The sequence below is a fragment of the Bradyrhizobium sp. UFLA05-125 genome (assembly GCF_059803515.1).
Map to the genome: position 1 here is coordinate 89,324 of NZ_JBANBJ010000023.1, position 25,616 is coordinate 114,939.

Genomic DNA, 25,616 nt, shown 5'->3' on the forward strand with positions numbered 1-25,616 from the left:
TCCAACGTCCGTCGTGAGACGAGAAAAGATTTAAAGGGATCCGAACAGCCGCCGTCTGCCCAACCCTCTTCGCTTGAAGGTGAGCCGGAAACCGGGCTCGATTGTTCGGGGATTTCAAGGCCGCGCCGGAAATCCGCGTCTAACGGGCCGGCTGCAGGTGGCGGGTATCTACTGCGGATGGGGGCAAAGGTCAAGGTGCGGGCAGCCGGTCCCGTCAGGCCCTATTCCCGGGAAGCGGTGCGAGAGCCGATCAGGATCAAGGGCTTATCGGGCCAGGATGAAGCTCCGACGGGGCTTCGAACCTGCCAATTGCAAGGACGGACAACAAGGCGGGGCATGCCCCCTTTTGGGAGATGACCATGCTGAAGCCCATTGCCGCTTTGACCGCCCTGATTGCCACCACAGCCATTACTATCGTTGCTGCCCCGATCGCCGGAAGCGTCCTGCTCGTCCTTGCGGCTCCGACCGCCTATGCTGTCGGGCTGTAGCCAAAACCTGAGCCTCACCCTGATCCCGCCTGGGTCTGGTCCGTCTTTTTGATGATTGGGTCGGTGGCTAGCTGGCAGGAGTGGCAGGGCTCGAACCTGCGACCCCCGGTTTTGGAGACCGGTGCTCTACCAATTGAGCTACACTCCTACGGACCTGCGTCGCCACGGGTCAGGCCGCTTTCAAGCACAGGGGGCGGCCGGTTTGCAAGGGAGAAGCGCAAGCGAGGCGCTTGTTCGCACCGCGACTTCCGGGCCACAGTTCATCCTGAACAAGAACAACAACCCGGGAATGACTATGAGCGCCCAGACCGCCCTGACGTCGAAAATCGCCGCGCGAACCCCTCTTTTGCCCGAGGCCAGGCCCGAAACGCTGCGTCTGTCGCGCCCCCGCCTCCAGGCGATGTCGGATGCCTTCAAGCGCGAGATCGATAAGGGAACCATTCCCGGCGTGACCGTGCTGGTGGCTCGCCGCGGCCAGGTCGGCTGGTTCGAGGCGCTGGGCCGGCAGAGTCCTGCGGACACGGCGCCGATGGCGCAGGATTCGATCTTCCGCATCTTCTCGATGACGAAGCCGATCGTCTCGGTCGGCATCATGACGCTGGTCGAGGACGGCCATGTCCTGCTCAGTGACCCCGTCGCCAAGTACATCCCTGAATTCGCCAACCCGCAGGTCGGCATCGTCAGCGGTGGCAAGCTCGAGCTGGTTCCGACCCACCGTCCGATCACGGTGCAGGACCTGCTCCGCCACACCTCCGGCATCACCTACGAGCACCAGGGCGACAGCCCCGTGCACAAGCTCTACCAGGAGTCCCGCGTCCGCAGCCGCAAGATCACGAACGCCGAGCACGCCGGCCTCGTCGCAAGCTTCCCGCTCGTCTGCCAGCCCGGCGCGGAATTCAACTACAGTCGTTCGACCGACATTCTTGGCCGCATCATCGAGGTGATCAGCGGCAAGTCACTCGGCGCCTTCCTGAGCGAGCGCGTCCTCGGCCCCCTTCAGATGACCGAGACCGGTTTCTCGACCAGCGAGGCCAACGCCGCCCGCCTCGCCAAGCCCTTCCCCGCCGATCCCTGGACCGGCGACAAGATCGCCCTCTTCAACATGCTGGAAGCTCCGGTGATGCAGTCCGGAGGCGGCGGTCTGGTCTCGACCACCTTGGACTACGCCCGCTTCGCGCTGATGCTGCGCAACGGCGGCGCGCTTGATGGTGTGCGCATCATCGGTCGCAAGACGCTGGAGCTGATGGCCTCCGATCACCTTGGCGCGGGCGTGAAGGTCAACGGCACGCTGCTCGCACCGGGCCATGGCTTCGGCCTCGGCTTCGCCGTCCGAACCGAACCCGGCATTGCGCCCTTCCCTGGCAGCGTCGGCCAGTTCTTCTGGAGCGGCATTGCCGGCACCTTCTTCTGGATCGACCCGAAGGAGGATTTGTTCACAGTGTTCATGAGCCAGGGCCCGGGACAGCGCGAGTACACGCGGACCCTGGTGCGGAATCTGGTGTACGCGGCGGTGGATTGAGGCGAGGCTGCCGCAACATCCTCCGTGTCACGCCCCGGCTTGACCGGGGCATCCAGTACTCCGCGGCGGCAGTTGGTTTACGCGATTGCCGCCTCTGGGATACTGGATCGCCCGATCAAGTCGGGCGATGACAGTTGAGTGTGAGGCAAACGCCTGCTGACTAACGCCTCAACTGATCGTCGCGCCGCCGTCGATGACCATGGTCTGACCAGTCATGAAGTCGCCGGCCTTCGATCCCAGGAACACAGCCGCGCCGGCGATCTCGTCGGGGATGCCGATGCGCAGGAGAGGTGAGCGCGAGGTCGAGGCCTTCAGGTTCTCCGGGTTGTCCCACAGCGCCTTCGCGAAGTCGGTCTTGATCAGTCCGGGCGCGATGCAGTTCACGCGGATGTTGTGCTTGCCGTATTCGCAGGCGAGGTTTCGCGCGAGCTGCATGTCGGCCGCCTTGGAGATCGCGTAAGCGCCGAGAATGGTCGAGCCTTTGAGGCCGCCGATCGAGGAAACGATGATCACCGAACCATCCTTGCGCTCGATCATCTGCGGCACCACCATCGATATCAGCCAGTTGTTGGCGACGATGTTGTTGTCGAGGATCTTTCGGAACTGATCGTCCGAGATGCCGGCGAGCGGACCGTAGTACGGGTTCGAGGCGGCGTTGCAAACCAGCACGTCGATCTTGCCGAAGGCGCGGTTGCTCTCGTCGACGAGGTTTTGCAAGTTTTCCTTCGAGGAGATGTTGGCGGCGATCGCGACCGCGGTCCCCTTGCCGAACCTGTCGTTGATCCCCTTCGCCACCTCCTCGCAGACGTCGGCCTTGCGTGAGGAGATCACGACCTTGGCGCCGTGCTCAGCCATGCGCTCCGCGATCGCAAGCCCGATGCCGCGCGTCGATCCCGTGATGACGGCGACTTTTCCCTTCATGTCGAACAAGGTCATGTTTCTCTCCCAGATCTAACGACGTTGATGTGATCGCAAGCTTGAGCCGCCACCGTGCTGAGCGGCAACGGCTCAAGCGAGCTTCTTGACTTCCGGCCCTGCGGGTTGATGCATCGCGTTATGCCTGTCGTCCGCGATCCACGGCTGCTGGTTCACCATCGGCAGACGCCAGACGGCGCGCTCGGCTGTTGCGAAATAATCGAGCCGCGTCACCGAGACATTATCGATATCGAAGGAGAGCCCCTTCTCAGGCTCGTCGCCGAGCGCGAGCCCCAGCGCCGCCTTGATCGTGCCACCATGCGTAACCGCAATCACGTCCTGCCCCGCCTGTTCGCGATTGATCCGTTCGATGGTGCGGCAGGTGCGATTGTAGAGGTCCATGAAGCTTTCGCCGCCTGGCGCGGGCTCGTTGATGTCGGCGAACCAGCTGCTGCCTGCGGGGCGGCTCGCGACGAAGGCAGCACGATTCATCCCCTGCCACTCGCCGAGATTCTGCTCGGCGAAATCCGCTTCCCACGTCATGCTGGCTGGCTTCGGAAAGCCGGCCGCCCAGATTGCTTCCGCCGTCTGGTGCGTGCGCATCAGATTGCTCGAGTACCAGACCGCATTGCGCGGGAGGATCTTTGCGACTGCCTCGAACACTTCGAGATCGCTGGTGTCGCAGGCGAGATCCTGCTGGCCGTAGATATTGCCGCCGTCATTGCGCACTGGCGCATGACGGACCCACCACCACCGCGTCGTGACCACCGTGGGCTTGCTGGAATCGGACATCGTCGAAACCCTTTCATCCCGTTCGATGTCGCTGTACGTGAGTAGCGAACGTGTCTCAAGACACTTGCATGTTTCAAATTCTGTTTGAAATTCCGTCGCACGGCAAGCGTCGTGCGACAACCAAAAAGGAGAAACGCATGGGCCGTCTGCAAGGCAAATCCGTCATCATCACCGGCGCGGGCAGCGGCATCGGCCGCGCGGCCTCGCTGCTGTTCACGAAAGAAGGCGCACGACTGATCGCAGTCGATCGCAGCGAGGGCGTGAAGGAGACGGTCGAGGAGATCAAGCGCGCCGGCGGCACTGCAGAGGCCATGATGGCCGACGCGGGTTCCGAGAAGGACGTCATGGCCGTCATCGACAAGGCGGTGAAGACGCACGGCCGGCTCGACGTGATCTGGGCCAATGCCGGCGTCTCCGGCGGGCTCATTCCGCTTGCCGAGCAGACGGTCGAGCATTGGCAGGAGGTTTTGCGCGTCAACCTGATCGGCCCCTTCCTCGCGGTGAAGTACGCGATGCCGCACATGGTGCAGCAGCAGTCGGGCGCGATCGTGCTGACGGCCTCGGTCGCGGGCCTCAAGGCCGGTGCCAGCGGTCACCCCTACGCCGCGAGCAAGGCCGGCGTGATCAGTCTGGTGCAGACCACGGCCTATTCACTCTCCGGCACCGGCGTGCGCATCAACGCGGTGTGCCCCGGGCTGATCGAGACCGGCATGACGAAACCGATCTTCGATCGCGCCAAGGAGCGCGGCACCGCCGACAAGATCGGCCAGCTCAATCCGCTCAAGCGCCCCGGCCAACCGCACGAGCTCGCAGCGATGGGCTTGTTCCTGGCTAGCGACGAGGCGTCGTATGTCAACGGCCAGGCATTTCCGGTCGATGGCGGCCTCACCGCGTCGATGCCGTACACCGGCAAGCCGGTTTGACTCTCTCGTGCCCCGGACGCAGCGCGATAGTGATGCGCTGCTGAGCCGGGGCCCATGCTTTTCAACGGCACGACCGGAGTAGGTCCCGGCTCTGCGGCGCAGCGTTGCACGCTGCACCGCATCCGGGACACGAGAGTCTCCGTCCACAACACCGCGATTCCCAGTATCGTCAAAACAAAATCGCAGAGGTGATTTTGCCCGACGGCACAGGCGATTTCTTTTTCTTCGAAAACAACCCCATGCAAAGTAGGATCGCGCCAAATGCGGGATCTCTGCGGGAAAGCTACCGGCAGATGATTTGCCCGACGGGCGCCGCTGTTGGTATGGTTCGTGCACGCGGCTGCGCCGCCACCCTCCCATCCCAAGAACCCGACAATGCCAAACCAAAGACCCGACCGTATTCGCAAACTGCTCGTCGATCTCGTCGCCTTCGACACCGTGAGCGACCGCTCCAACCTGTCTCTGATCGCCTATATCGAGAGCTACCTTGCCTCCTTCGGCGTCAGCGGACAGCGGATCGTGGATGAGACCGGGCAGAAGGCCTCGCTCTGGGTCACCATCGGCCCTGAGGACCGCGCAGGCCTCGTGCTGTCGGGGCACACCGACGTCGTCCCCGTCGCGGGCCAGACATGGACCCACGATCCGTTCAAGCTGATCGAGCGCGACGGACGCCTCTACGGGCGCGGCACCACCGACATGAAAGGTTTCGTCGCGGTGTGCCTTGCCATGGTGCCGGAGATGGTCGAGGCGAAGCTGACAACCCCGATTCATCTTGCGATCTCCTATGATGAGGAGATCGGCTGCGTCGGCGTGCGGCCGATGCTGCGCGAGGTTGCCAAGAAGCCGCTGCGGCCACTCGGCTGCTTCGTCGGCGAGCCGACCGAGATGAAGGTCATCATCGGTCACAAGGGCAAGCATGGCGTGCGCGCGACCTTCAAGGGGCTCGCCCGCCACTCCTCGATCGCGCCCGATGGTGTCAACGCCATCGAATATGCGGCCGAGCTGATCACCGAGATCCGCCGCCGCGCCGTCACGCTAGCCGCAAAGGCGGAGCAGGACAGCCTCTACGACGTCCCGCATGCAACGCTGCTCACCAGCATCGTGCATGGCGGCGCCGCGCTCAACATCGTGCCGGATACCTGCACCGTGGAGTTCGAGTGCCGCGGGCTCGGCATCACCGAGTCACGAGAGGTGACGGATGCGATCGTTGCCTGGGCCAAGGCGGAGATCGAGCCGGCGATGAAGAAACGCCATCCGGAATGCGGCATCGATTTTGCGGAGATCCTCGACTATCCCGCCCTCGACACCCGGGCCGACAACGCGATCGTCACGCTCGCCAAAAAGCTCGCCGGCCGCAACGACCACGCCAAGGTCGCCTTCGGCACCGAAGCGAGCCTGTTTACCAGCATGGCCGATATCCCCTCGGTGGTGATCGGTCCCGGCGCGATCGCACAGGCGCATACGCCGGACGAGTTCGTCGAGATGTCGGAGCTGGAGAAGTGCGGTGAGTTCGTCGCGGAGCTGATCGCGCATTGCGCGAAGGAATGAAACGTAGGGTTAGCTTCACCAGCCGTAGCCCGCATGAAGCGAAGCGAAATGCGGGGACAGGGCTCCCGGATTGCGTTTCGCTCCATCCGGGCTACGGCGCCATGTCCGCAAATCACAGAGATATCGTGTCCCGGACGCGGTGCGGTACGAAGTGACGCGCCGCAGAGCCGGTACCCAGTGCGTAGGGTGGGCAAAGCGAAGCGTGCCCACCACTTCTGTATACGCATAAGCGGTGGGCACGGCGCCGACGCGCCTTTGCCCAACCTACGCGCCCGCGCCTATCACTTCCCGGCCTCGGCCTCCACAGTCTGCTTCGCGAGGCCTTCGGCGAACAGCTTCTCAAGATTGTCCGCATAGCTGTTGAACTCGCCCGGCACCACGAAGGGATTGGGCGCGCCGTCGGCGATCTTCGCGCGCTTGCCGGGCATGTCGTACATTTCGGGGTGCGGGGCGAGCAGGACGTCAGGATGTGCTGTCTTCGACCACGCGAATGTTTTTCTGTAATCGTCGACGATGCCCGGATAGGTCATCCCCTTCCCGGCCAGCCGGTTGAGCGCCACGGTCGCGCTGCAGAAGAACAGCACGCTTCGTGTTGCGTCACCGTCCTTCACCGTTGTGGTCCAGCTCGTGCAGCCCGGCGTGTGTCCCGGCGCGCCTTCGTCTCGTTCATACCGCGCCCGCCTTCTGCGCGTAGTCCCATGATGCCTTCGAGAGCGGCACGGTGCGCTTGGCGGATTCGAGCGCCTTGGCGTTGGCGGCGGTGCCGTCGCGGATCCGGCCCGCGATTCCCTGCGTGATGCCCGCAAGGCGGAAGAGATTGTACGAGAAGTACCAGTTGAGATCCGGCACGCTCATCCCGGTCGCGTTGCAGTAGATCTGCGCAGCCTCTTCCAGACTCGGAATGTTCAGCGCCTTGAGGTCCGCGCCTTCCAGACCCGGCATGATCCACTGCATCAACAGATAGGTGAAGTCGGCCATGGGATCGCCGAGCGTCGACAGCTCCCAATCCAGCACGGCCTGCACGCGCGGTTCCGTTGCGTGGAAAATCATGTTGTCGAGCCGATAGTCGCCGTGGACGATCGAGACGCGCGCCTGCTCCGGCACGGTGCGCGGCAGCCATTCGGCGACCTTCTCGAACTCCGGAATGTGCTGGGTCTCGGATGCCCGATACTGCTTGGTCCAGCGGTCGATCTGCCGCGCGAAATAATTGCCGGGCTTGCCGAAGTCCCCGAGGCCGATCGCCGCGGGATCGAACATGTGCAGCTTCGCGAGCGTCTCGATCTTGCTGGTGAAGATTTGTCGCCGCCCATCCGGCGTCTGGGTTGGCAGCGTCGGATCCCAGAATACGCGGCCCTCCTCCATCGACATGATGTAGAAGGCGGCACCGATGATGCTGTCGTCCTGGCAGAGCGCATAGGCTTTCGCGACCGGAAAACCCTGCTTTCCGAGCGCTGCGATCACGCGATATTCGCGATCGACGGCATGCGCCGACGGCAGCAATTTACCGAACGGCTTTCGGCGCATCACGTAGGAACGGCCGGGCGTGTCGAGCCGGTAGGTCGGGTTGGACTGGCCGCCCTTGAATTGCAGGACGACCAGCGGGCCCTGATAGCCTTCGACGTTCTCGCGCATCCAGTTCTCGAGCCGCAGCTCGTCGAAACGATGCCGCTCCTCGACGGGCTTGGTGCCCGAGAACTCCTCGTCTTTCCTGACGCCGTCAGCCACGATGACGCTCCCTCACAGTCTTGTCGATCTTATTCGGGAACGCCGCCGGGCCCTCCCTATTAGTGCTTGGGAGAGTTTGCATACTTCCGGATTTCAAGTCTGGCAATGGCGCGATTGTGCACCTCGTCCGGACCATCGGCGAGACGGAGCGTGCGGATGCCCGCATAGTCCTTGGCGAGACCGGCTTCGTCCGAGACACCGGCGCCGCCAAAAGCCTGGATCGCCTGGTCGATGATCTTCAGCGCCATGTTGGGGGCTGCGACCTTGATCATGGCGATCTCGAGCTGCGCGGTCTTGTTGCCGACCTTGTCCATCATGTCAGCTGCCTTCAGGCACAGCAGGCGATTCATCTCGATATCGGTGCGCGCCTCGCCGATGCGCTGCTCCCACACCGAGTGCTCGATGATCTTCTTGCCGAACGCGGTGCGCGACATCAGCCGCTTCACCATCTTCTCCAGCGCCTCCTCGGCCTTGCCGATGGTGCGCATGCAGTGATGGATGCGGCCGGGCCCGAGGCGGCCTTGCGCGATCTCGAAGCCGCGGCCCTCGCCGAGCAACAGGTTCGATGCGGGAACGCGGACGTTCTCCAGGAGCACCTGGGCGTGGCCATGCGGCGCATCGTCGAAGCCGAACACTGGCAGCATCTTCTCGACCTTGATGCCGGGCGTGTCGAGCGGCACCAGGATCTGCGACTGCTGCTGATGCTTGGCGGCGTTGACGTCGGTCTTGCCCATCAGGATGGCGATCTTGCAGCGGGGGTCGCCGACACCGGAGGACCACCATTTGCGGCCATTGATGACGTAGTGGTCACCGTCGCGCTCGATACGGGTTTCGATGTTGGTGGCGTCGGACGAAGCCACCGCCGGCTCCGTCATCAGGAACGCGGAGCGGATCTCGCCGTCCATCAGCGGACGCAGCCATTTGCGCTTCTGCTCCTTGGTGCCGTAGCGGAACAGCACTTCCATGTTGCCGGTGTCGGGCGCGGAGCAGTTGAACACTTCCGAGGCCCAGGAGATGTGCCCCATTTGCTCCGAGAGCAGCGCGTATTCGAGGTTGGTCAATCCCGCACCGTGGAATTCGTCGTCGTCATGCTCCTTGGACGGCGGCAGGAACATGTTCCAAAGGCCTTCGGCCTTGGCCTTCTTCTTCAGCTCTTCGAGAACCGGGATGACCTTCCAACGCTCGCCCGTGTGATCCTGCTGATTGTAGACGGGAACAGCGGGACGCACGTGCTTGGTCATGAAGGACTGCACGCGTTCGAGCCATTCCTTCTGCTTGGGGGACATGTCGAAGTCCATGGGACGCTCCTCGTCTCTCTCTCTGAACGATCTTTTGTGCCGGACTGTCCTCCCGCCTTGCGCGGCCTGCAAGCCGCGACAGCGGGGCTTGCGCGCCACCTTTCGGAACCGGGGCCTCGCTGTTGCGAACCGGTCCCGATTGCGGATTGACTTTTCCCGACCTTCAAACGATAGTTTCATACAACTGTTTGAATTGCAACTCCCTCCGGCGCGCGCCCCTCGTCGTCATTCCGGGGCAGCCCGCAGGGCTGAACCCGGAATCTGGAAGTTGTGCGCGAGATTCCGGGTTCGCGACTTCGCCGCGCCCCGGAATGACGAGAAAAGGCTCTCAGCCATGGCCAGCGATCAGACCAGATCTGCCATTCTCGCCGCCGCCGAGCGGCTCTACGCCGATCGCGGCTTCGGCGACGTAACGCTGCGCGACATCGTCGCCGAGGCCAACGTCAACCTTGCGGCCGTGAACTACCATTTCGGCTCGAAGGACGAATTGATCGCCGAATTGTTCGTGACGCGGAGCATCGCCCTCAACCGCGAGCGCCTGGCGGAGCTCAAGACGGCGGAAGAACAGGGCGGCGGCCGCGCCCCGATCGAAATGATCCTGCGCGCCCTCGTCGGCCCGACCCTGAATGGCTGCCTGGGGCCGGCGAACCAGCGTTCCACCGCGGCACGCTTCATGATCCGCGCCTCCATTGAATCGGTGCCGCCGATCCGCCGCATCAAGAACCGGGAGATTGACCATTTGCGCAAATTCGCCGCCGCGATGCGCCGCGCGCTGCCCGACCGCAGCGATGAGGAGATCTATTGGGGCCTGCACTTCGCGCTGGCCATGGCGCACCACACCATCCGCGAGAGCGAACGGCTGACCAAGCTGTCGGACGGAAAATGCGATCTCGACGACGTCAACGGCATCATCGAACGCGTGGTCGTAATGGCGGTGATGGGGCTGACGGCCGGAAAGGCAGAGGGCAAGGCCCCGGCGAAGGTCGCTGCGCGCTGAGGCGCGCATATTTTTCCTTCTCCCTTGCGGGAGAAGGTGGCGCAAAGCGCCGGATGAGGGGTGGCTTCCGCAGATTCTATTGCGCGAGCGTCACTCGCGGAGAGAGACCCCTCACCCTCGCTCGCTTCGCGAGCGCACCCTCTCCCGCAAGGGGGGAGGGTAAAAGCAGCATCACATCCTCTGCGGCATCTCCTCGGCTTCTTCCTTCGCCAGCAGCAGCAGCATTTCAATGCCCATGTCGCCTTCCTGCGGCGAGCGGATGAACTTGATTTCCTCGGCCGACGTTTGCAGCGCTGCGACGATCGCCACGGCCTGGTTGGCCGTCGCCGCCTCGGTGGCTAGAACTGCCTTCTGGTTCTTCGCTTGATAGCCGATCGTATAGGACATTCGATTCCTCCCTGCCGAACACCAGTTCGTCAGATGAAGCGATCGAATACGAGTCCGGATTGCGACGAAAGCCGGGGCAACTACGGATCATCTGTGGACAAGGGAACGCTCGCCCCTCACCGTTCCGTTGTCTCTCACCAGTTCACCCGAAAAGTTCCCGTGCCGGCATAGCTCTGGCTGCCACTAGCGAACTCGCCGGTGAAGCGCGCGGAGAGTTCTGACCACCGGTTCAGCACCAGGCGCGAGCCGAGCTCGACTCGACCGGCGTCGCTCGCGGCGCGCGCGCTCTCCACGGTGAAAGCGGAAACCGGCATCGACACCAGCGTCGCCGTGACGTCGCGGTTCGGCGAGAACTCATGCACCCAGGCGAGGCTAGCGAACGGCATCCACATCATGCCGTTGCCGAGATCGAAGCGGGCGTCGAACTTGCTGCCGAGGAAGGTCGGCAGTGAGGAGACGCTGCGCGAGGCGTAGCTCAGGCCGAGCACGCCAGGCCCTGTGCCCGTGATGCTGGTCTCGGTATAGCCGGCCTGCCACAGCTGCGCGGCCTGGAGCGCGGCGAACGGCGTAACGGCGACCCTGCCGAAGTCGTAGGTCCGCCCGACCTCAAATCGTCCGCCGAACTGGTCGCTGCCGAACGAGCCCTTGGCGATCTCGTCGCCGCCGATGCCGGTGATGGTGCGCGTGGTCGAATTGTTGAAATGGCTGTAGGCGAGCTGCGCGGAGACGTAAGTCGCGCCGAACCGCTGGATCGCGTAGGCGCCGACATGGGCACCATCGACCCTGCCGGAGGTGGCACGATCATCGACGTTGAACGTCGCGCTGGAGCCGCCGGCGGCGATGCCGACCAGCAGATCCGGTCCGAAGAGATGATCGACACCGGCCGCGCCGCCCGCGATGCGGTCGCTGAAGCCCGCGCTGCCGACCGTGGCGTCGCCCGACAGCGATTGACCGGCCCCGAAACCCGACGCCCAGGCGTGCCACTGCGGCTCGACGAGCGGTGGCGCCTTCAGCGCGTTGAAGGCCGAGGTGACCGGACGCTCCGAGGCGTAACCGAGCGCGCCACTTCCCGCGGCCTCGCCGCGGTGACCGCTGCGCCACGCATCCATCTGGCCGTCCATGGTCTGGCCGAACATGCTGCCCGCGGCAAAGGCGGTGTTTTGCGTGCCGCTGGTCCCCTCGCCCGAGAGCTGATCGAGCACGCGCACCGAGCCCGCCTGCAACAGATTGGAATAGAACGTCGCGGCCGCGCCGGTCAGCGCGGTCGAGTAGCCGGCCTCCAGTGCATTGCCGACCGCGCGCTGGTTGGCGGTCTCGCCTGCGACCGAGCCGAACCCCTGGCGCGTCAGCGTCACGTCGACCGAATTGGTGTTGTAGGTCGCCGCGGCATTGAGGAAGGCCGATGACACCGTGACATTCGCGAACCGGCCCGAGACGCCTGTAGCCGTCTGCACAACGTCGGTGTAAGTCGTCGACGACTGATAGAGGCCCGGCTGCGCCACCAAGCGCAACGTGCCGTCGAGCTTGACCTGCCCGGCAGCATACAGACCGTCGCTGTTGCCGGCATTGTCGACGCGCAGCGCAAGAGTGCCCGACGCGGACTGGGTGAAAGTGCCGCCGAGCTCGATTATGCCGTGCCCCAGTGCAGTCGCCGGATCGCTGATGGTGACGAGCCCGTTGTTGGTCAGGCTATCGCCGCTGCCCCAGAGCCGTATGGCGCCGTCAAGCGTTCCATTGTTGGTGATGGTGTTGTTCGCGGCGCCAAAGGTAAACAGCGAGAAGCCGTTCTGACCGCCCCTGATCGTGCCGCTGTTGACGATCGTGTTGCCGTTGCCGACGAATTCGATCGCAACTCCGCCGTTGCCGAGTGCGCTGATCGTTCCATTGTTGGTCACGGTATTGCCGTTACTCCAGAGCATGACGCCAATGCCCCCCGTATCGACGGCGGTGATGGTGCCGCTATTCGTAAGCACACTGTTGTTCAACAAATACACGCCGGTGCTGTTGATGCTGGTGCTGCTGCCCACCGTGATGACGCCGGAATTGAGGATAGTGTTGCCGCCGCCGTCAGCGGCGATGCCGTAGGAGCTCGCGCTACCAGAGCTGATCGTGCCGGTGTTGGTCAGCACGTTGCCTGTGCTGGATACGAACATGCCGATAGATCCGGGAGCGCCGAGAGAAATCGTGCCGGCATTGGTGAAGGCGTTATTGTCGCCGGTGCCCTGGATTCCGATACTGTCAGTGACGATGGTGCCGTTGTTGATCACGGTGTTGTTGTTGTAGAGAGCGTAGACGCCGGCCGAGCTGGAGCCGACGTTGATCGTGCCGCTGTTGGTGAAATTGTTGCCGCTCCCCAGATAGACACCATAGCCATTGGCGCCGATCGTGATCGTACCGGAATTCTGGATGGTGTTGGTGCTGTTGACGCCGATGCCGTACGACCCGTCACCAGTCAGGGTGATGGTGCCGGAGTTGCTTACCGTGTTGCCGGAGCCGGTGAGCCGGATGCCGGCGGCGCTCGCCCCCGTCGAGCTGATGGCGCCGCTGTTAACGACGGTGTTACCGCTGTCGAGTTTGATCGCCACTTCTGACGCGCCGACCGAGATCGCGGCGCCGGACTGAACCGTGACGGAGAGGTTGCTCTCGACGCCGGTGCCGAAGCCGGTGCTGCTCGCTCCGCTGCAGGTCACGGCATTGCCGGATTGCACGCAGGCAGCCGCGGCCTCACCGGACGGCAACATGACGACCGCAGCCAAAGAGAGCGAAAACGATGCCGTCAGCGCCAGGGGTCTCATGCGAAGGGGCGACTGGGACAACTGCGCCGTCGTCTTCAGCAGGGCGCCACGTCGTATTTTCATTACCGATTCCATCATCTTGCGGTCGAAACAGTGACTGCAAGATGATCAGACGGCGAATAACTGTCTTGGACTCCAGCGAATAAAGATTTGCCCTAGAACGCCCTGACGGCCGATTTCGCGGTCGATGTTGCCGCCGCGCCACCATTCGCCCAGACGTTTCGGCTTCGGCCGACATCTGGTTGCGCTCCTCGCGCCATCACTTAGCGAATGCATCAGCGATCCACGCTGGTACCTCGGCCGCTCGGATCAGTCGCCGGCTTCCAATGTCCGCGATATCGTCCTAGATCACGCCCTGCTTCTTCAGCGCCGCGATCTTCTCCGCATCATAGCCGAGTTGTCCGCCAAGGATTTCCTGCGTGTGCTCCCCGAGCAGCGGCGGCGCGCGATAGTCCGTCACGGGGGTTTCCGAGAACGTCAGCGCGTTGCGGATCAGCGACAGTTCGGGCTCGAACTTGTGCTTCACCTTCACCCGCATGCCGCGCGACTGGACGTGCGGATCGCCAAACACCTGCTCGAAATTGTTGATCGGACCTGACGGCACGCCGGCCTCCTCCAGCTTTTCCAGCCAGTAGACCACCGGCTTCTTCAGGAACAGACCAGCGAAGATCGCCATGATCTCCTTGCCGTGCACGACGCGGTCGTTGTTCTTGATGAAGCGCTTGTCGCTCGAGAGTTCGGGCTCGCCGAGCACGGCGCAGGTCCGCTGGAACTGACCGTCATTGCCGACCACCAGCATCAGTTCGCCATCGGTGCAGCGGAACACGCCGGCCGGCATGCCACCATTGCCCCAGGTGCCGCGGCGCGGCGGTGTCTTGCCGTTGACGAGGTAGATCTGCAGCCAGTGCGACAACGATGCGATGACGGTATCGAACAGGCAGACGTCGATGTGCTGCCCCTCGCCGCCATTGGCGTCGCGATGGTAAAGCGCCGAGAGAATCCCGATCGAGGTGTTCATGCCGGTCATGTAGTCGACGATCGACGGGCCGACCTTCATCGGACCCTCGCCAGGCTCGCCGTCGATATGGCCGGTGACGCTCATCAAGCCACCCATCGCCTGCAGGATCGCATCGTAGCCAGCGCGCGGGGCGTAGGGGCCGGTCTGGCCGAAACCGGTCACCGAGCAGTAGACGATGCCGGGGTTGACCGCCTTGATCGTCTCGTAATCGAGGCCATAGCGCTTGAGATCGCCGACCTTGTAGTTCTCCATGAAGACGTCGACGTCCTTGGCAAGCTCGCGGATGATCGCCTGCCCTTCGGGCTTGGCGATGTTGACCGTGACCGACTTCTTGTTGCGGTTGGCGCAGAGGTAGAACGAGTTGTTGTTGTTCTGCTTGCCGTCGGGGTCGCTAAGGTAAGGCGGGCCGAAGGCGCGCGCGTCGTCGCCGGTGCCGGGCCGTTCGATCTTGATCACCTGCGCTCCGAGATCGCCGAGCATCTGGGCCGACAAGGGCCCCGCGAGCACGCGCGTGAGGTCAAGGATCTTGATGCCTGAGAGCGGCAGGGCCGACATAAGGTTTCCTCCGGGAACTGCTGTTGGCGCGGCGGCCAAGGCCGGGCCGCGCTTCCTGCGGATACACTATTTTGGACCTGCGAGCCTTGCATTGGTGGCATGCCGCCATCCGCGGGCCGCTCTCAGGGCGGTCCTGACAACGTTACGCCGCTGCAGCCGTCGCGGCACCCGGCCGGCGGCGGCCCAGGGCGACGAGGATCAGCACCGTTGCGCATGAGCAGAGCATGGTCAGGCCAAGCAGGCCACGGCTGCCGAAATGCACCAGCAGCGCTGCGAGAACCGGAGGCGACACGGCTGCGGCGAGATTGACCGGCAGGGCGATCACCGACGTCGCCTTGGCGAATTCGGTCTGATCGTAGAACACCAGCGGAATCGTTGCCCGCGCCACTGCCATCGCGCCGCTGCCGAGGCCATAGAGCAGGATGAACAGCGCAACCACCCAATATGAGCCGTTGCCCGCCATCAGGAGCAGCATGGCAAGCGGCAGCGCGGTGCCCGCGACCAGCCCGGTCGTGATTCCGTCCCAACGTCCGCCGCCAAGGAAATCGATGCCGCGCGCGCTGACCTGGATCACGCCCAGCATTGAGCCGAAGCCGACCGCCTCCGCCGGAGACAACCCCTCGGCTCTCAGGAGCTCGACGAAGACGGCGCCCAAGCCGAAGTTCACGAAGGCATTGAGCGCGACCGCTGACACCACCAAGTGGAAGGTGCTCCTGGGAACTGGAGAAGCCGGCACGTCCCGTAGCTTGGTGGGGGCTTCCTCGCTCGCCTTGCGCCAGCGCGGTGCACAGAAGGCCAGGAGCGGCAGGCTGACGACGATCATCATGGCCGCATAGATCAGACACGTTCCGCGCCAGCCGGCGAGGCTGCTCAGATACGACGTCGTCGGCCAGAAGATACTGCCGGAAAGGCCCGTCACCAGCATCAATGCGCCGATCGCGTTCTTGGCGCGCGGGCCGGCAACCTCGTTCAGCATGATGTAGGCGCCGGTCGACAGCGTGGCGCTGCCAGCCACACCGAGAATGATCCAGGCCGCGAAATAATGAATCGGCTCCTGCGCATAGGACAGGAACACAAAGCCCGGCACGGTCACGACCGTGCCCACCATCATCACACGACGCGCGCCATGTTGCGTGAAGGACTTTGCGAGCCAGGGCGCGCACAGCCCCATGGCGACGTACAGAACCGACGTTCCCGCGAAGACCGCCGGAAGGCTCATATTGAGATCGGCAGCGAGATCGCGGCCGACGATGGCAGGAAGCCCGATCGTCCCCCATCCGACGAGTTGGGTGACGGCGAGCACCGCCATGACGCCAATCAGCTTCGTATCGAATTTCAAGCGACGTATTCCGCCCCGAGGCCGGATCGGACCGATCCGGTCATTCCCGAATACACCATCTCCACCCCGCGCTGCACTACGAGCCCGGCATGACCCTATCCGCCACAACGGCATTGACATGGCGACAACGGGCATGAGCGCGATTTGACAGTCCCGCGCGTCGCGGGCAACTCTTGCTCCTTTCGAGAATCACCGATGTCTCACGCCGAGTATGCTCCCAAACAGCTCCCAGTCCTCACGAGACTGGCGATAGCGCTGCGCCGGATCCCGGCGGTTGAATTTGCGGTCGCGAAATTCAAATCCTTGCTGCGCGGTCGAACGAACGACGAACCGGCCGTCGTCAGCGAGTTTCAGGCACCGGCTGCGGACGTCACGAAGGACGATGGCGCGCGTGGCGCGGTCGAAGCGGAAACGATCGAACCCGACACCGTGCAGGCGGCTCCCGGTGGAACCGAGACCGCTGCGGCCGAGCCCATCGAACCTGACACCGTCGAAGCTGAGGAGATGGAGGCTCCCGCGACCGATGTCGCTGAGACCGCAACCGCCAAGACTGACGCTGCCGAGATGGATGCAGACGAGCCGGTCACGACAAGCGTATGCGATGTCGTCTCCCCTGCTATGGCGTCCGACGACCTCTCCTCGCCTGACATCGAGACCGTTGAAAACGAAGGTCTCCCCGCTGAGAGCGAAATAGCTGAAATCGAGTTGGCTCAGACGCCCATTGTCGCAATCGAAAGCGCCGAGGCCGACGCGGCTGAGGCCGCGACAGCCGAAACCGATGCGCATGGCACCGAAGACGTTACGACCCAGGTTGTGCCATCAGAGGATTCATCCGAGACCGTTGTTGCCGAGACCGATGTCCTTCCGCTCGGTTCTGCCGAAACCGACACGATCGAGGTCGACGCAATTGAGACGTCGGCTGTTGAACTCAAGACCGAGAGCGAGGCTGCTCAGCCCGATACGATTGAGTCCGAGGCAGTCGAGCCCGAGGCAGTTGAGACCGCTCCCTCTCGCATCGAAACTTTCGACATCGATGCGGCCGATCCCGATGCCGCGGAAACTTTCGCAGCCACGGCCGTCGAGACCAACGTGGTTCAGCTCGACCTCGTCGAGACCGATCCCGTCGAAGCGCCACCAGTCGAGCCGGTCACCGCCAAAGCCGATATCGCCCCAGCCGCCGTCACGAAATCCGACGATCTCTGCGATCGCGAGACGCTGATTCGCCGGCGCTGGAAGGAGACCGGAATCAGGATGTGGCATGGCGCCGGGCAGTCCGTGCTGTGCATTCAAGGTCGCATCGCCCTGCTGCCGCCGAAGCCCGGCGAGACGATGCCGGGTTACGACAGGCTGGAGTTCAGACTGATCGACGGCCTCATCACCTGCGAAGGGTTTGTGGTTGATCCACCAGAGCCGCCGCGAACTAGCCAGTTCGCGTAACGTCCCTCACTCCGGCGGATTGAACGTGCGCACGAAGTACACCGGCTCCTTGCCCTTCTTCAGGCGATAGAGCTGCGCCGGCCGGTTCGGGCCGCGCCGCATCTTGGCGATCGGTTCGATCATGTCGGCCGAGAGGATCCGTGTACGGAAGGCGCTCTTTTCCAAGGGACGGTCGAGCACGATCTCGTAGACCCGCTGAAGATCGGGCAGCGTGAATTCCGCCGGCATCAGGTATGCGGGCAGCGAGGTGTATTCGACCTTGTTACGGAGGCGCTCGACGGCAGCAGCGAGGATCTCGCCGTGGTCGAAGGCGAGCTTCGGCTTGATCTTGCCGGCGACAATCGGAAACCATTGTGCGTCGGTTGCGAGTGCGGCCCGGCCTGCTTCCTCCGGCACGAGCGCGAAATAGGCATGCGTCGCCGACCAGCCGCGCGGGTCGCGCGTGGCGCTGCCCCAGCTTCCGAGTTGCTCGAGATAGGGACTGGTCACGCCGGTCTTCTCTTTGAGCTTGCGCACGGCGCAAGCCTCGAGGTCGCGGTCTTTGGCGACATCGACGAAGCCGCCCGGGAGCGCCCAGCTGAGCGGGAACGGCTCGCCCGCGCCAGCCGGCCGCTGCACCAGGAGGACGTGGAGGCCCTCGTTCCGGATCGCAAAGATCACCACGTCGACCGTGACCAGCGGCCGCGGGAAATCCAATTGTCCCGAATTTTCAATGCCCTGGGCTTGGCCTTTCGACGCCATTGCGACCTCCCCTCTTTTGCCGCTTGACAGTAGCTCACTTAGTTGTACAGTGCAACTTACTTAGTTGTCCAGACCAACTTATTAGGAGGATGCCATGTTCGGCGTCAGGTTCATCAAGGCCCAGCCCACCACCTATCTCATGAAGTACCGCGCCGGCGCCGTGGTCGCCGAGGGCGCGGGACTATCCGCGTTCTACTACGCGCCGGCCACCTCGCTCGTCGCCGTCCCCATCGGCAGCCGCGACGCCTCCTTCATCTTTCAGCAGATCGCGCGCGACTTTCAGACCCTCACCGTGCAGGGCCACGTCACCTATCGCGTCAGCGAGCCGAAAAAGGCGGCTTCGATGCTCGACTTCACGCTGAAGAGCGACGGCAAGACCTATGAGACCGACGACCCGGAGAAGCTGCCGCAGCGCATTCTCGGCACCGTCGAGGTGCTGGCCCAGCAGGCGGTGAAGGAGCTGACCTTGAGGGAAGCCTTGCAGGCCTCCGACCGCATCGCCGACATCATCGCGACCGGCTTGCGTGCGCGCGCCGACATCGCCTCGCTCGGGCTCGAGATCCTCGGCGTCTCCATCCGCGGCATCAAACCGACGCCTGACACTGCGAAGGCGCTGGAGGCCGAAGCGCGCGAGGCGATCCTGAAGAACGCGGACGAAGCGATTTTCGCCCGTCGCAATTTTGCGGTCGAGCAGGAGCGCGCCATCCGCGAGAGCGAGCTCGACACCGAGATCGCGGTCGAGCAGAAGAAGCGCTCGATCCGCGAGACGCAGATGGACGCGGACGCCAGCGTCGCCGCCAAGAAGAACGAGCTGCGCCAGGCCGGCATGATCGCGGACATCGCGCTCGAAGGCAAACGCAAGGACTTTGTCGAACTCAACGCCGAAAACACCCGCACGCTGGCCGATGCCGAAGCCTATCGCGTCGGCGCGCTGATGAAGATTTTTGAGGGCGTCGACACCCGCGTGATTCAGGCACTTGCCTCTGCCGGCATGCAGCCGGGCCAGCTCATCGCGCAGGCCTTCACCGGCATTGCCGAGAAGGCCGAAAAGATCGGCCAGCTCAACGTCTCGCCGGACCTGCTCAGCCAGTTGATGGAGAAGCCCAAGGCGATGGAGGTCGCCAATGCCCGCCGGCAATGACCGCAAGATCGTGCTGGTGACGCGCAAGACCAGGCTGGAGGACCTGGTCGCGCGCTACCTGACCGCGGCGCAGGCGCGCTTCTATGTCGAGCATCTCGGCGCCGACTTCTCCGACTATGAGCGCGAGCACGAGGTCTATCGCGCGCAGCAGCATCTATCCATGCAAGCGCTGGAGCAATGGGGCCGCTACCAGGTGATCGAGCGCAGCTTCCTGCCGAACTTCATCTTCGCGCCCTCGGACATCGTGGTCGCGCTCGGCCAGGACGGCGTCGTCGCCAACACCATGAAATATCTCGACGGCCATCCGCTGATCGGGCTCAACCCGGATCCGGTGCGCTACGACGGCATCCTCCTGCCCTTTGCGCCAAGCGATCTTGCAAAGCTCCTGCCCGATGTCGCAACCGAGAAGCGCGACAGTCAGGCGGTGACGATGGCAGAGGCGCGGCTCTCAGACGGCCAGGTGCTCCACGCCGTAAACGACCTCTTCATCGGCGCCCGCACGCACACCTCAGCGATCTACGAGATTGCGACCGGCGAGACGACGGAGCGGCAGTCCTCGAGCGGGCTGATCGTCGCGACCGGGCTCGGCTCGACCGCCTGGTTCAAGAGCATCGTCACCGGCTCGGTCGCAATCGCCGGCCAATTCAGCCACCCGGTCGCGCCGGCCGCCTACACTGCCCTGCCCTGGGACGCGCCGGAACTGCGCTTTGCCGTGCGCGAGCCTTTCCCCAGCCGGCATTCAGCGACCAACCTCGTCTGCGGCAGCCTCACCGCATCCGAACAACTGCGCATCCGTTCACTTATGCCGGAAAACGGCGTCATCTTCAGCGACGGCATCGAAGCCGACCGCCTCGAATTCAACGCCGGTGCCGAAGTCGCGATCGGGATAGCGACGCGACGGGGACGGCTGATCGTGTGATCTACCTCGCTATCCTCAGCGCCGCTCTTGCCTCCGCTGGCGTGGCGACGCGTCGGCCGTGGCGCGTCACCGCTTCACAGGCGAGGGTCACGAGCTCCGCGTTGCTTTTCGCCAGACGATTCTTGTCGATCCTGATGTTATCCTCGAGCCCGGTGCGAACCGCGTCGGCGCCCCGCGACAGCGCCCAGCCCATGACCTCGGCTTGATGGCGCCCGATCCCTGCCGCGGTCCAGGTCGATTTCGGCATCAGCCGCTGTAGCTCGGCGAGAAGAATGTCGAGCACATGCTCATCCGCCGGCATTGCGTTCTTGACGCCCATGACGAACTGCACGTGGGGGTACTCGTCGATCAGTCCCGCCTCGATCAGGCGGCGCGCGCCATGCAGGTGCGACAGATCGAAGATCTCGATTTCGGGGCGGATGCCGCCAGCCTTCATGCCGGTGGCGAGCTGCTCGACCAGAGCGGCGCTGTTCTCATAGACGATGGTCGGAAAGTTCACCGATCCGGTCGAGAGAGACGCCATCTCGGGCTTTAGATAGAGCGCCGACCCGCGCGCCGACGGATCGCGGCCGCGCCCTCCGGTCGAGAACTGGACGATCATCCCCGGACAATGCTTCTTGATACCTTCTTGCACCTCGGCGAAACGCTGGGGATCAGAGGACGGCGTTTCGTCGTCATTGCGAACGTGAATATGCGCAAGCGTCGCGCCGGCCTCGAAGGCCGCGTGCGTCGACTCGATCTGCTCGGACGGCACGATCGGCACTGCCGGATTGTCCTTCTTGCGCGGAACGGAACCGGTGATCGCGACAGCAACAACAACGGGATTCATCTCTCAACTCCTTGGCAGGCGATATGCAGTCCGGCGCATACCGGTGAAATTCGAAATCGTGCGTCACGGGACTTCCGTGAAGTCCGCCGCTGCTGACCTATTTGGCCGCAGCGGCAGTCATGTCTCTCATATGCGGGAAGACGGCGATATACGAGATAATTGCGCCATTATCGCGTGACCTCCGCCCCTGGCCGTCAGGTCGGAACCGCCGCGGCCCCGTTCGCGGCCTCCGCGCGCATGCGCTCATAGTCCGCCCTTGGCATCGGAACGGCATCCGGCTTGCCCAGATCGTCGATGCTTATCCGGTACGTTTCCCTGGCAGTCACCGCTGCGAGGGCGGCGATGACCGTGATGCCGAAGGCGATGGCTCCCACGGTCAGCGGGATGTTGGCCGAGCCGGGAGGCGCCACGGTTGCAAACAAGGCGGGAAGCAGCGCGGTGATGGTCGTGCCGATATTCTGCGAGATCGCCATCGCCGAAACCCGGGTGCGCGTCGGAAACAGCTCGGGATAGAAGCTCGGAAAAATCGCGTTGTAGCCCTGATAGACCACGCCCCACATCAGGAGCGACAACAGGATCGCCAACGGCACGTTCTTGATGCTGATGGCATAGAGGTAGCCGAACGCGAGCAGGCCGGAGCAGAGCGAACCGATGATGATCGGGGGCTTGCGGCCGACCTTGTCGGACAGGTTGCCAACGAAGGGAATGACGAACACCGCCAGCATGTTTCCGAGGACCGGAATCCAGAGGTAGACGTCCTTCGCAAAGCCGATTCCGTAGGCGGACTGCACGGCATAGGCTGCGCCGAAGATGGTCGCGACAACCGGAATGACATTCATCAGCGCCATGCAGATGACCCTGAGCATGTCTTTCCAGTTCAGCTTGATGGCCTGAATGATCGGAGCCCGCGGGGTTTCTCCGCGCTCATCCTCCCTGGCAAAAGCAGGTGTCTCGTCAACCTCGCGGCGGATGATGTAGCCCGCGACGATGACGAAGAAGCTGAGCAGGAAGGGAATCCGCCAGCCCCAGCTGTTGAAGGCCTCGTTGGGCATGTAGGCCGCGAGCGGCAGAAAGACCGCAGCCGCAAGGATCTGTCCGGCCTGCACGCCCTGGAGCGTAAAGCTTGCATAGAATCCGCGCCGCCCGAATGGCGCATGTTCAAGGATCATCGAGCTCGCACCCGAGATTTCGCCGGCAACGGCAAAACCCTGCACGAGACGCAAGGTGACGAGCAGGATCGGCGCCCAGATGCCGACCTGCTGGTATGTCGGCAGGATGCCGACGGCCATCGTCGAGATGCCCATCAGGAACATGCAGACGATGAGAACCGTCTTGCGGCCGTGGGTATCGCCCCAGTGCCCGAGAACGAAGGCGCCGATCGGCCGGGCCACATATCCTACACCGTACGTTGCCAGGGATGCGACGATGGCGACGGTGGGATTGTCCGACGGGAAGAATATCTGCGGGAAGATCAGCGACGCTGCGGTCGCGTAGATAAAGAAATCATAATATTCAAGCGCCGATCCAATCCAGCCGCTCGCAGCAGCCTTCTTGGATTGACCCATGTCGTGGATCGCTCGAGCCGTGGTCATGTGCAAGTTTCCTCCGACCTGTTTGCTGGCGTCCCGTGAGCGGGCTTCATGGATATGTTGGGCAGCACTGTCCGATCGCTCGGCGGGCTTTCCGCTTGCGTTTATCGACTGCCGGGACGTGTCTGGTTCGCCGCAACAATAGGCTTTCGGCCGGCTAACACAATTACCCAGTTATGCGATAAACCTAACATCATGTTATTCGCGACGGTCGCACGGTCCGAGCGACGACCGCATCACAGAGCCGGCGTGATCGACGTCGATCACGCATTTGCCATCGACACCATCTCGCGCGTGGATGGGCGACTTGTGCTCAAGCGGCAACAATAGAGGGTGAATCTGACGCAGCAAAGCGCTGAGCAATGACGATCGACGAAAGGTCATTGGGTTTGTGAAATTGCGGCATTGACGAGCAGAACGGCGACATCGTCAAGCCGCCACGTTGGATCAGCGCGCAGCAATGGGAACCTGCGTCGGAGCGCTATCCCTCCTGGCCTTGCAGCTCTGACAGAGCAAAGGCCACCCTCTCGCTCCCGGAATTTGCCGCGACATGTTTCATCCGCAACGTCCGGCTACGCGCAATCAACGCGCCAATGCCCTTCACGGCCGCGATCGACAACGCGGCGACTGCCATTCCTGCAAGGATATCGACGAAGTAGTGACCACCGTTGACCGGCGTCGAGACCACCATGGCGCCGTTCCAGAACAATCCGGCCGTTCTAAGATAACGCACCGGCCAGCAAGCCCAGGCATAGAGCACCGCGGTGACGGCATGAAAGCTTGGGAAGGTCAGGACCGGCCCGAGATGAAACACGTCGAGCAGCCGCAACGTGCCGTCGCGCACCGGCGGAATCTCGCGCATCCCGTAATAGTAGCAGCCCGGGACGATATTCGGGAAATCCTCTTCCCTCAATCCAAGCGTGCCATAAACACCCGTTGCCGGGAGCAGCGTGGAAATGACGGTGGTCGCGACCAACGCGATCGCGAAGGCCATGATGAACTCTGCGGTACGTCGTTCACATCCCATGAGGGGAAGGAACACCACCACCAGGAGGATCTGCCACTGAATGGAATTGTAGATCACGGCAAGAGCATTCGCGAGCATCGGCCGATCGTTCATGAAGGCCAGATAGGCGCGAAAATCCAGTCCGAGCAGACGGTCGAACGACAGCAGATTCGCGTCTTGCAGCGGCAGGTTCGCGGCGGCCGCGACGTAGGTGAGCGACGTCAGAACCGGCAACAGCACGGTCATCTGCGCCATCGCAAACAGGCTGAAATAGATTTGCGGCTTGCTCCTCGCCTGCGACGACGCATTGAGACGGCCGATCACTCCGTAAAGGGCCGCACCGCCGAGAACGCTGAGATAGCCGCTGGGCTGCAACCGGAATTCCGTCAACAGAAGACTGACTGAAAGGGCCGTCAGCGCGAACGCGGCGAGCGCCCAGTTGAGCTGATAGAGTTGCAGGCTGACCGTGTGTTCAAGACCTCCCGGTGAACCCGATTTCGCGCCGGCCAATCGTGGGAGACTGTGTCCCGAGCTTGTCCGATCTGTCATGCGGCATTTCCATTCATTTCCGGAGAAATGTATGGCAATACAACCTTTAATAGATTCACAACGAGCGCGTGTACTGCATTGCGGATGCACGCACTCAGGCTTAACGAATTCTTATGCAATTCGAGCAAATGCTGGATTGTCCGACCTCATTCGATCGGACTCAGCCCACCCCCGCGCCACGACACCCTCCGCCGGCTCTCCGCAACCGCACGGAATCCGGATGGAGGCGTATTCAGGCCAGGCTCATTTCATGGAGATCGTGATCGCGCTGAGGTTGGCGGCGACTTCCAGGCCTGCCTTCGGCCCTTGCAGCACGATCGTCACGCCTTTCTCGTTCCGCAAATGGACACCATTGACACCTCCGACCAGGGCGAAGCCGCCGCCGGCCGAGCTATAGGTGCCGGTGAAATCGCTGACCTCGCGAATGCCGGAGGCCCAGCCATCGAGGCGGCTGATCGTGGCGCCAGCCGTAATTCCAAGGCTCAGACCGGACACGCTAAAGGGATAGTTGCGGCCCCGCCAGGTCAGCACGCCGCTGCCGGCGCCACCGCCGACCAAGAGGCCCGCCTTCACGATCTTGACGCGAACGTGGCCGGCGGCCTGTGCGAACGACGGCGTCACCGGAACAACGAAGGCAAGCAATGTCATCGCCGCCAGGCAGCCCAGGAAAAAGCGCCGCGCGACTCTCTTATTGTTTTGCGGCATCGACCTTCTTCCAGGTCTGGTCCGGATTGAACAAGATCATGCGGCTGGCAATGCTTTCGGTGCGCGGACCGAGATCCTTCTGGTAGACGGTCCCGCCGTGATTGACCACGAAGGTCATGACGCCGGAATTGCCGTACTCGGCCGGATAGGCGACGAGCGCGTAGCCGCCGATCATCTTGCCCTTGACGACGTAGTCGAGGGTGCCGCCGGGGGCGTTGGGCCCCTGCCCCTTGAGTATCCTGAAGTAGTAGCCGTGATAGGGCGCGCCCTGGCCTTCCATCCTGTAGCCCTCGCGCGACGCTTCCGCCGCAAATTCGCCGAGCGGGCTTGGATCACTATCATCGCGCCAAAACAGCCCATCCTTCTTGCCGGGCGTCGAGACAATGCGTTGCGCGTAGACA

Annotated in this window: 22 protein-coding genes, 1 tRNA gene and 1 pseudogene; 8 read left to right on the plus strand and 16 right to left on the minus strand. The window is 63.3% G+C overall.

Going from position 1 to position 25,616, the window contains the following annotated elements:
* The first annotated feature begins 359 nt into the window (after window positions 1-359).
* Window positions 360-488 (plus strand): hypothetical protein, encoded by a 129-nt coding sequence (locus SO156_RS21280; protein WP_458149236.1) that lies wholly within the window; start codon window positions 360-362, stop codon window positions 486-488.
* 72 nt (window positions 489-560) lie between these two features.
* Here SO156_RS21280 and SO156_RS21285 read toward each other — a convergent pair.
* Window positions 561-636: transfer RNA gene (locus SO156_RS21285), tRNA-Trp, on the minus strand.
* 147 nt (window positions 637-783) lie between these two features.
* On the opposite strand from SO156_RS21285, the gene SO156_RS21290 reads away from it, so the two are divergent.
* Complete coding sequence (locus SO156_RS21290; protein WP_498536144.1) at window positions 784-2,007, plus strand: serine hydrolase domain-containing protein; 1,224 nt, start codon at window positions 784-786, stop codon at window positions 2,005-2,007.
* Window positions 2,008-2,175: 168 nt separating this feature from the next.
* Here the strand turns inward: SO156_RS21290 and SO156_RS21295 are convergent, their stop codons facing one another.
* Both SO156_RS21295 and SO156_RS21300 read right to left on the minus strand, forming a co-directional pair.
* Window positions 2,176-2,943 (minus strand): SDR family NAD(P)-dependent oxidoreductase, encoded by a 768-nt coding sequence (locus SO156_RS21295; protein WP_284262321.1) that lies wholly within the window; start codon window positions 2,941-2,943, stop codon window positions 2,176-2,178.
* 72 nt (window positions 2,944-3,015) lie between these two features.
* A complete protein-coding gene (locus SO156_RS21300) occupies window positions 3,016-3,714 on the minus strand; it encodes a histidine phosphatase family protein (RefSeq protein ID WP_498536145.1) in 699 nt (232 codons plus the stop codon).
* 137 nt (window positions 3,715-3,851) lie between these two features.
* On the opposite strand from SO156_RS21300, the gene SO156_RS21305 reads away from it, so the two are divergent.
* Window positions 3,852-4,637 carry an SDR family NAD(P)-dependent oxidoreductase gene (locus tag SO156_RS21305; RefSeq protein WP_458148987.1) on the plus strand — a complete coding sequence of 262 codons (786 nt, stop codon included), beginning with the start codon at window positions 3,852-3,854 and terminating at the stop codon, window positions 4,635-4,637.
* Window positions 4,638-5,012: 375 nt separating this feature from the next.
* Entirely contained in the window at window positions 5,013-6,185 is a 1,173-nt protein-coding gene (argE, locus tag SO156_RS21310; RefSeq protein ID WP_498536146.1) for an acetylornithine deacetylase, read from the plus strand.
* 281 nt (window positions 6,186-6,466) lie between these two features.
* Here argE and SO156_RS21315 read toward each other — a convergent pair.
* The 3 genes and pseudogenes from SO156_RS21315 to SO156_RS21325 all read right to left on the minus strand — a co-directional run.
* Window positions 6,467-6,835, minus strand: a pseudogene (locus tag SO156_RS21315) (MBL fold metallo-hydrolase); the annotation flags it as partial.
* Window positions 6,836-6,851: 16 nt separating this feature from the next.
* The gene (locus SO156_RS21320; RefSeq protein ID WP_498536147.1) at window positions 6,852-7,910 is read right to left on the minus strand and encodes a phosphotransferase family protein; all 1,059 of its coding nucleotides are present in this window, start codon (window positions 7,908-7,910) and stop codon (window positions 6,852-6,854) included.
* 59 nt (window positions 7,911-7,969) lie between these two features.
* Complete coding sequence (locus SO156_RS21325) at window positions 7,970-9,208, minus strand: acyl-CoA dehydrogenase family protein (RefSeq protein WP_498536148.1); 1,239 nt, start codon at window positions 9,206-9,208, stop codon at window positions 7,970-7,972.
* Between the two features lie 334 nt (window positions 9,209-9,542).
* Here SO156_RS21325 and SO156_RS21330 point away from each other — a divergent pair, with 334 nt between their 5' ends.
* Entirely contained in the window at window positions 9,543-10,205 is a 663-nt protein-coding gene (locus tag SO156_RS21330; protein ID WP_498536149.1) for a TetR/AcrR family transcriptional regulator, read from the plus strand.
* 171 nt (window positions 10,206-10,376) lie between these two features.
* Here the strand turns inward: SO156_RS21330 and SO156_RS21335 are convergent, their stop codons facing one another.
* From SO156_RS21335 to SO156_RS21350, 4 genes are all read right to left on the minus strand, one after another.
* Complete coding sequence (locus SO156_RS21335; protein ID WP_458148981.1) at window positions 10,377-10,592, minus strand: hypothetical protein; 216 nt, start codon at window positions 10,590-10,592, stop codon at window positions 10,377-10,379.
* 134 nt (window positions 10,593-10,726) lie between these two features.
* A complete protein-coding gene (locus tag SO156_RS21340; RefSeq protein WP_498536150.1) occupies window positions 10,727-13,450 on the minus strand; it encodes an autotransporter outer membrane beta-barrel domain-containing protein in 2,724 nt (907 codons plus the stop codon).
* Window positions 13,451-13,730: 280 nt separating this feature from the next.
* The gene (locus SO156_RS21345) at window positions 13,731-14,960 is read right to left on the minus strand and encodes a CaiB/BaiF CoA transferase family protein (RefSeq protein ID WP_498536151.1); all 1,230 of its coding nucleotides are present in this window, start codon (window positions 14,958-14,960) and stop codon (window positions 13,731-13,733) included.
* Between the two features lie 142 nt (window positions 14,961-15,102).
* Window positions 15,103-16,308 (minus strand): MFS transporter, encoded by a 1,206-nt coding sequence (locus SO156_RS21350; protein WP_498536156.1) that lies wholly within the window; start codon window positions 16,306-16,308, stop codon window positions 15,103-15,105.
* Window positions 16,309-16,494: 186 nt separating this feature from the next.
* Here SO156_RS21350 and SO156_RS21355 point away from each other — a divergent pair, with 186 nt between their 5' ends.
* Window positions 16,495-17,736, plus strand: a complete 1,242-nt coding sequence (locus tag SO156_RS21355) for a hypothetical protein (RefSeq protein ID WP_498536152.1) — start codon at window positions 16,495-16,497, stop codon at window positions 17,734-17,736.
* 6 nt (window positions 17,737-17,742) lie between these two features.
* Here SO156_RS21355 and SO156_RS21360 read toward each other — a convergent pair whose 3' ends face one another.
* Window positions 17,743-18,477, minus strand: coding sequence for an NUDIX hydrolase (locus SO156_RS21360; protein ID WP_458148978.1), 735 nt, complete (start codon window positions 18,475-18,477; stop codon window positions 17,743-17,745).
* Between the two features lie 94 nt (window positions 18,478-18,571).
* Here SO156_RS21360 and SO156_RS21365 point away from each other — a divergent pair, with 94 nt between their 5' ends.
* Window positions 18,572-19,618: an SPFH domain-containing protein gene (locus SO156_RS21365; protein WP_498536153.1), complete on the plus strand. Its 1,047-nt coding sequence runs from the start codon at window positions 18,572-18,574 to the stop codon at window positions 19,616-19,618.
* The gene (locus SO156_RS21370) at window positions 19,602-20,537 is read left to right on the plus strand and encodes a diacylglycerol kinase catalytic domain-containing protein (protein WP_458148976.1); all 936 of its coding nucleotides are present in this window, start codon (window positions 19,602-19,604) and stop codon (window positions 20,535-20,537) included. The genes SO156_RS21365 and SO156_RS21370 overlap by 17 nt, the downstream gene beginning before the upstream one ends.
* A gap of 1 nt (window position 20,538) precedes the next feature.
* On the opposite strand, the gene SO156_RS21375 is transcribed toward SO156_RS21370, so the two are convergent.
* The 5 genes from SO156_RS21375 to SO156_RS21395 form a co-directional block, all read right to left on the minus strand.
* The gene (locus SO156_RS21375; protein WP_458148975.1) at window positions 20,539-21,366 is read right to left on the minus strand and encodes a 3-oxoadipate:acetyl-CoA acetyltransferase; all 828 of its coding nucleotides are present in this window, start codon (window positions 21,364-21,366) and stop codon (window positions 20,539-20,541) included.
* 194 nt (window positions 21,367-21,560) lie between these two features.
* Window positions 21,561-22,958 carry an MFS transporter gene (locus tag SO156_RS21380; protein WP_458148974.1) on the minus strand — a complete coding sequence of 466 codons (1,398 nt, stop codon included), beginning with the start codon at window positions 22,956-22,958 and terminating at the stop codon, window positions 21,561-21,563.
* A 478-nt stretch (window positions 22,959-23,436) separates the two neighbouring features.
* On the minus strand, window positions 23,437-24,510 hold the full coding sequence (locus SO156_RS21385) for a phosphatase PAP2 family protein (protein WP_498536154.1): 1,074 nt from the start codon (window positions 24,508-24,510) through the stop codon (window positions 23,437-23,439).
* Between the two features lie 243 nt (window positions 24,511-24,753).
* The gene (locus SO156_RS21390) at window positions 24,754-25,215 is read right to left on the minus strand and encodes a hypothetical protein (RefSeq protein WP_458148972.1); all 462 of its coding nucleotides are present in this window, start codon (window positions 25,213-25,215) and stop codon (window positions 24,754-24,756) included.
* Window positions 25,199-25,616, minus strand: a 418-nt coding sequence (locus tag SO156_RS21395) for a DUF2950 family protein (RefSeq protein WP_498536155.1), incomplete at its 5' end; no start/stop codon positions are given. The genes SO156_RS21395 and SO156_RS21390, both read right to left, overlap by 17 nt.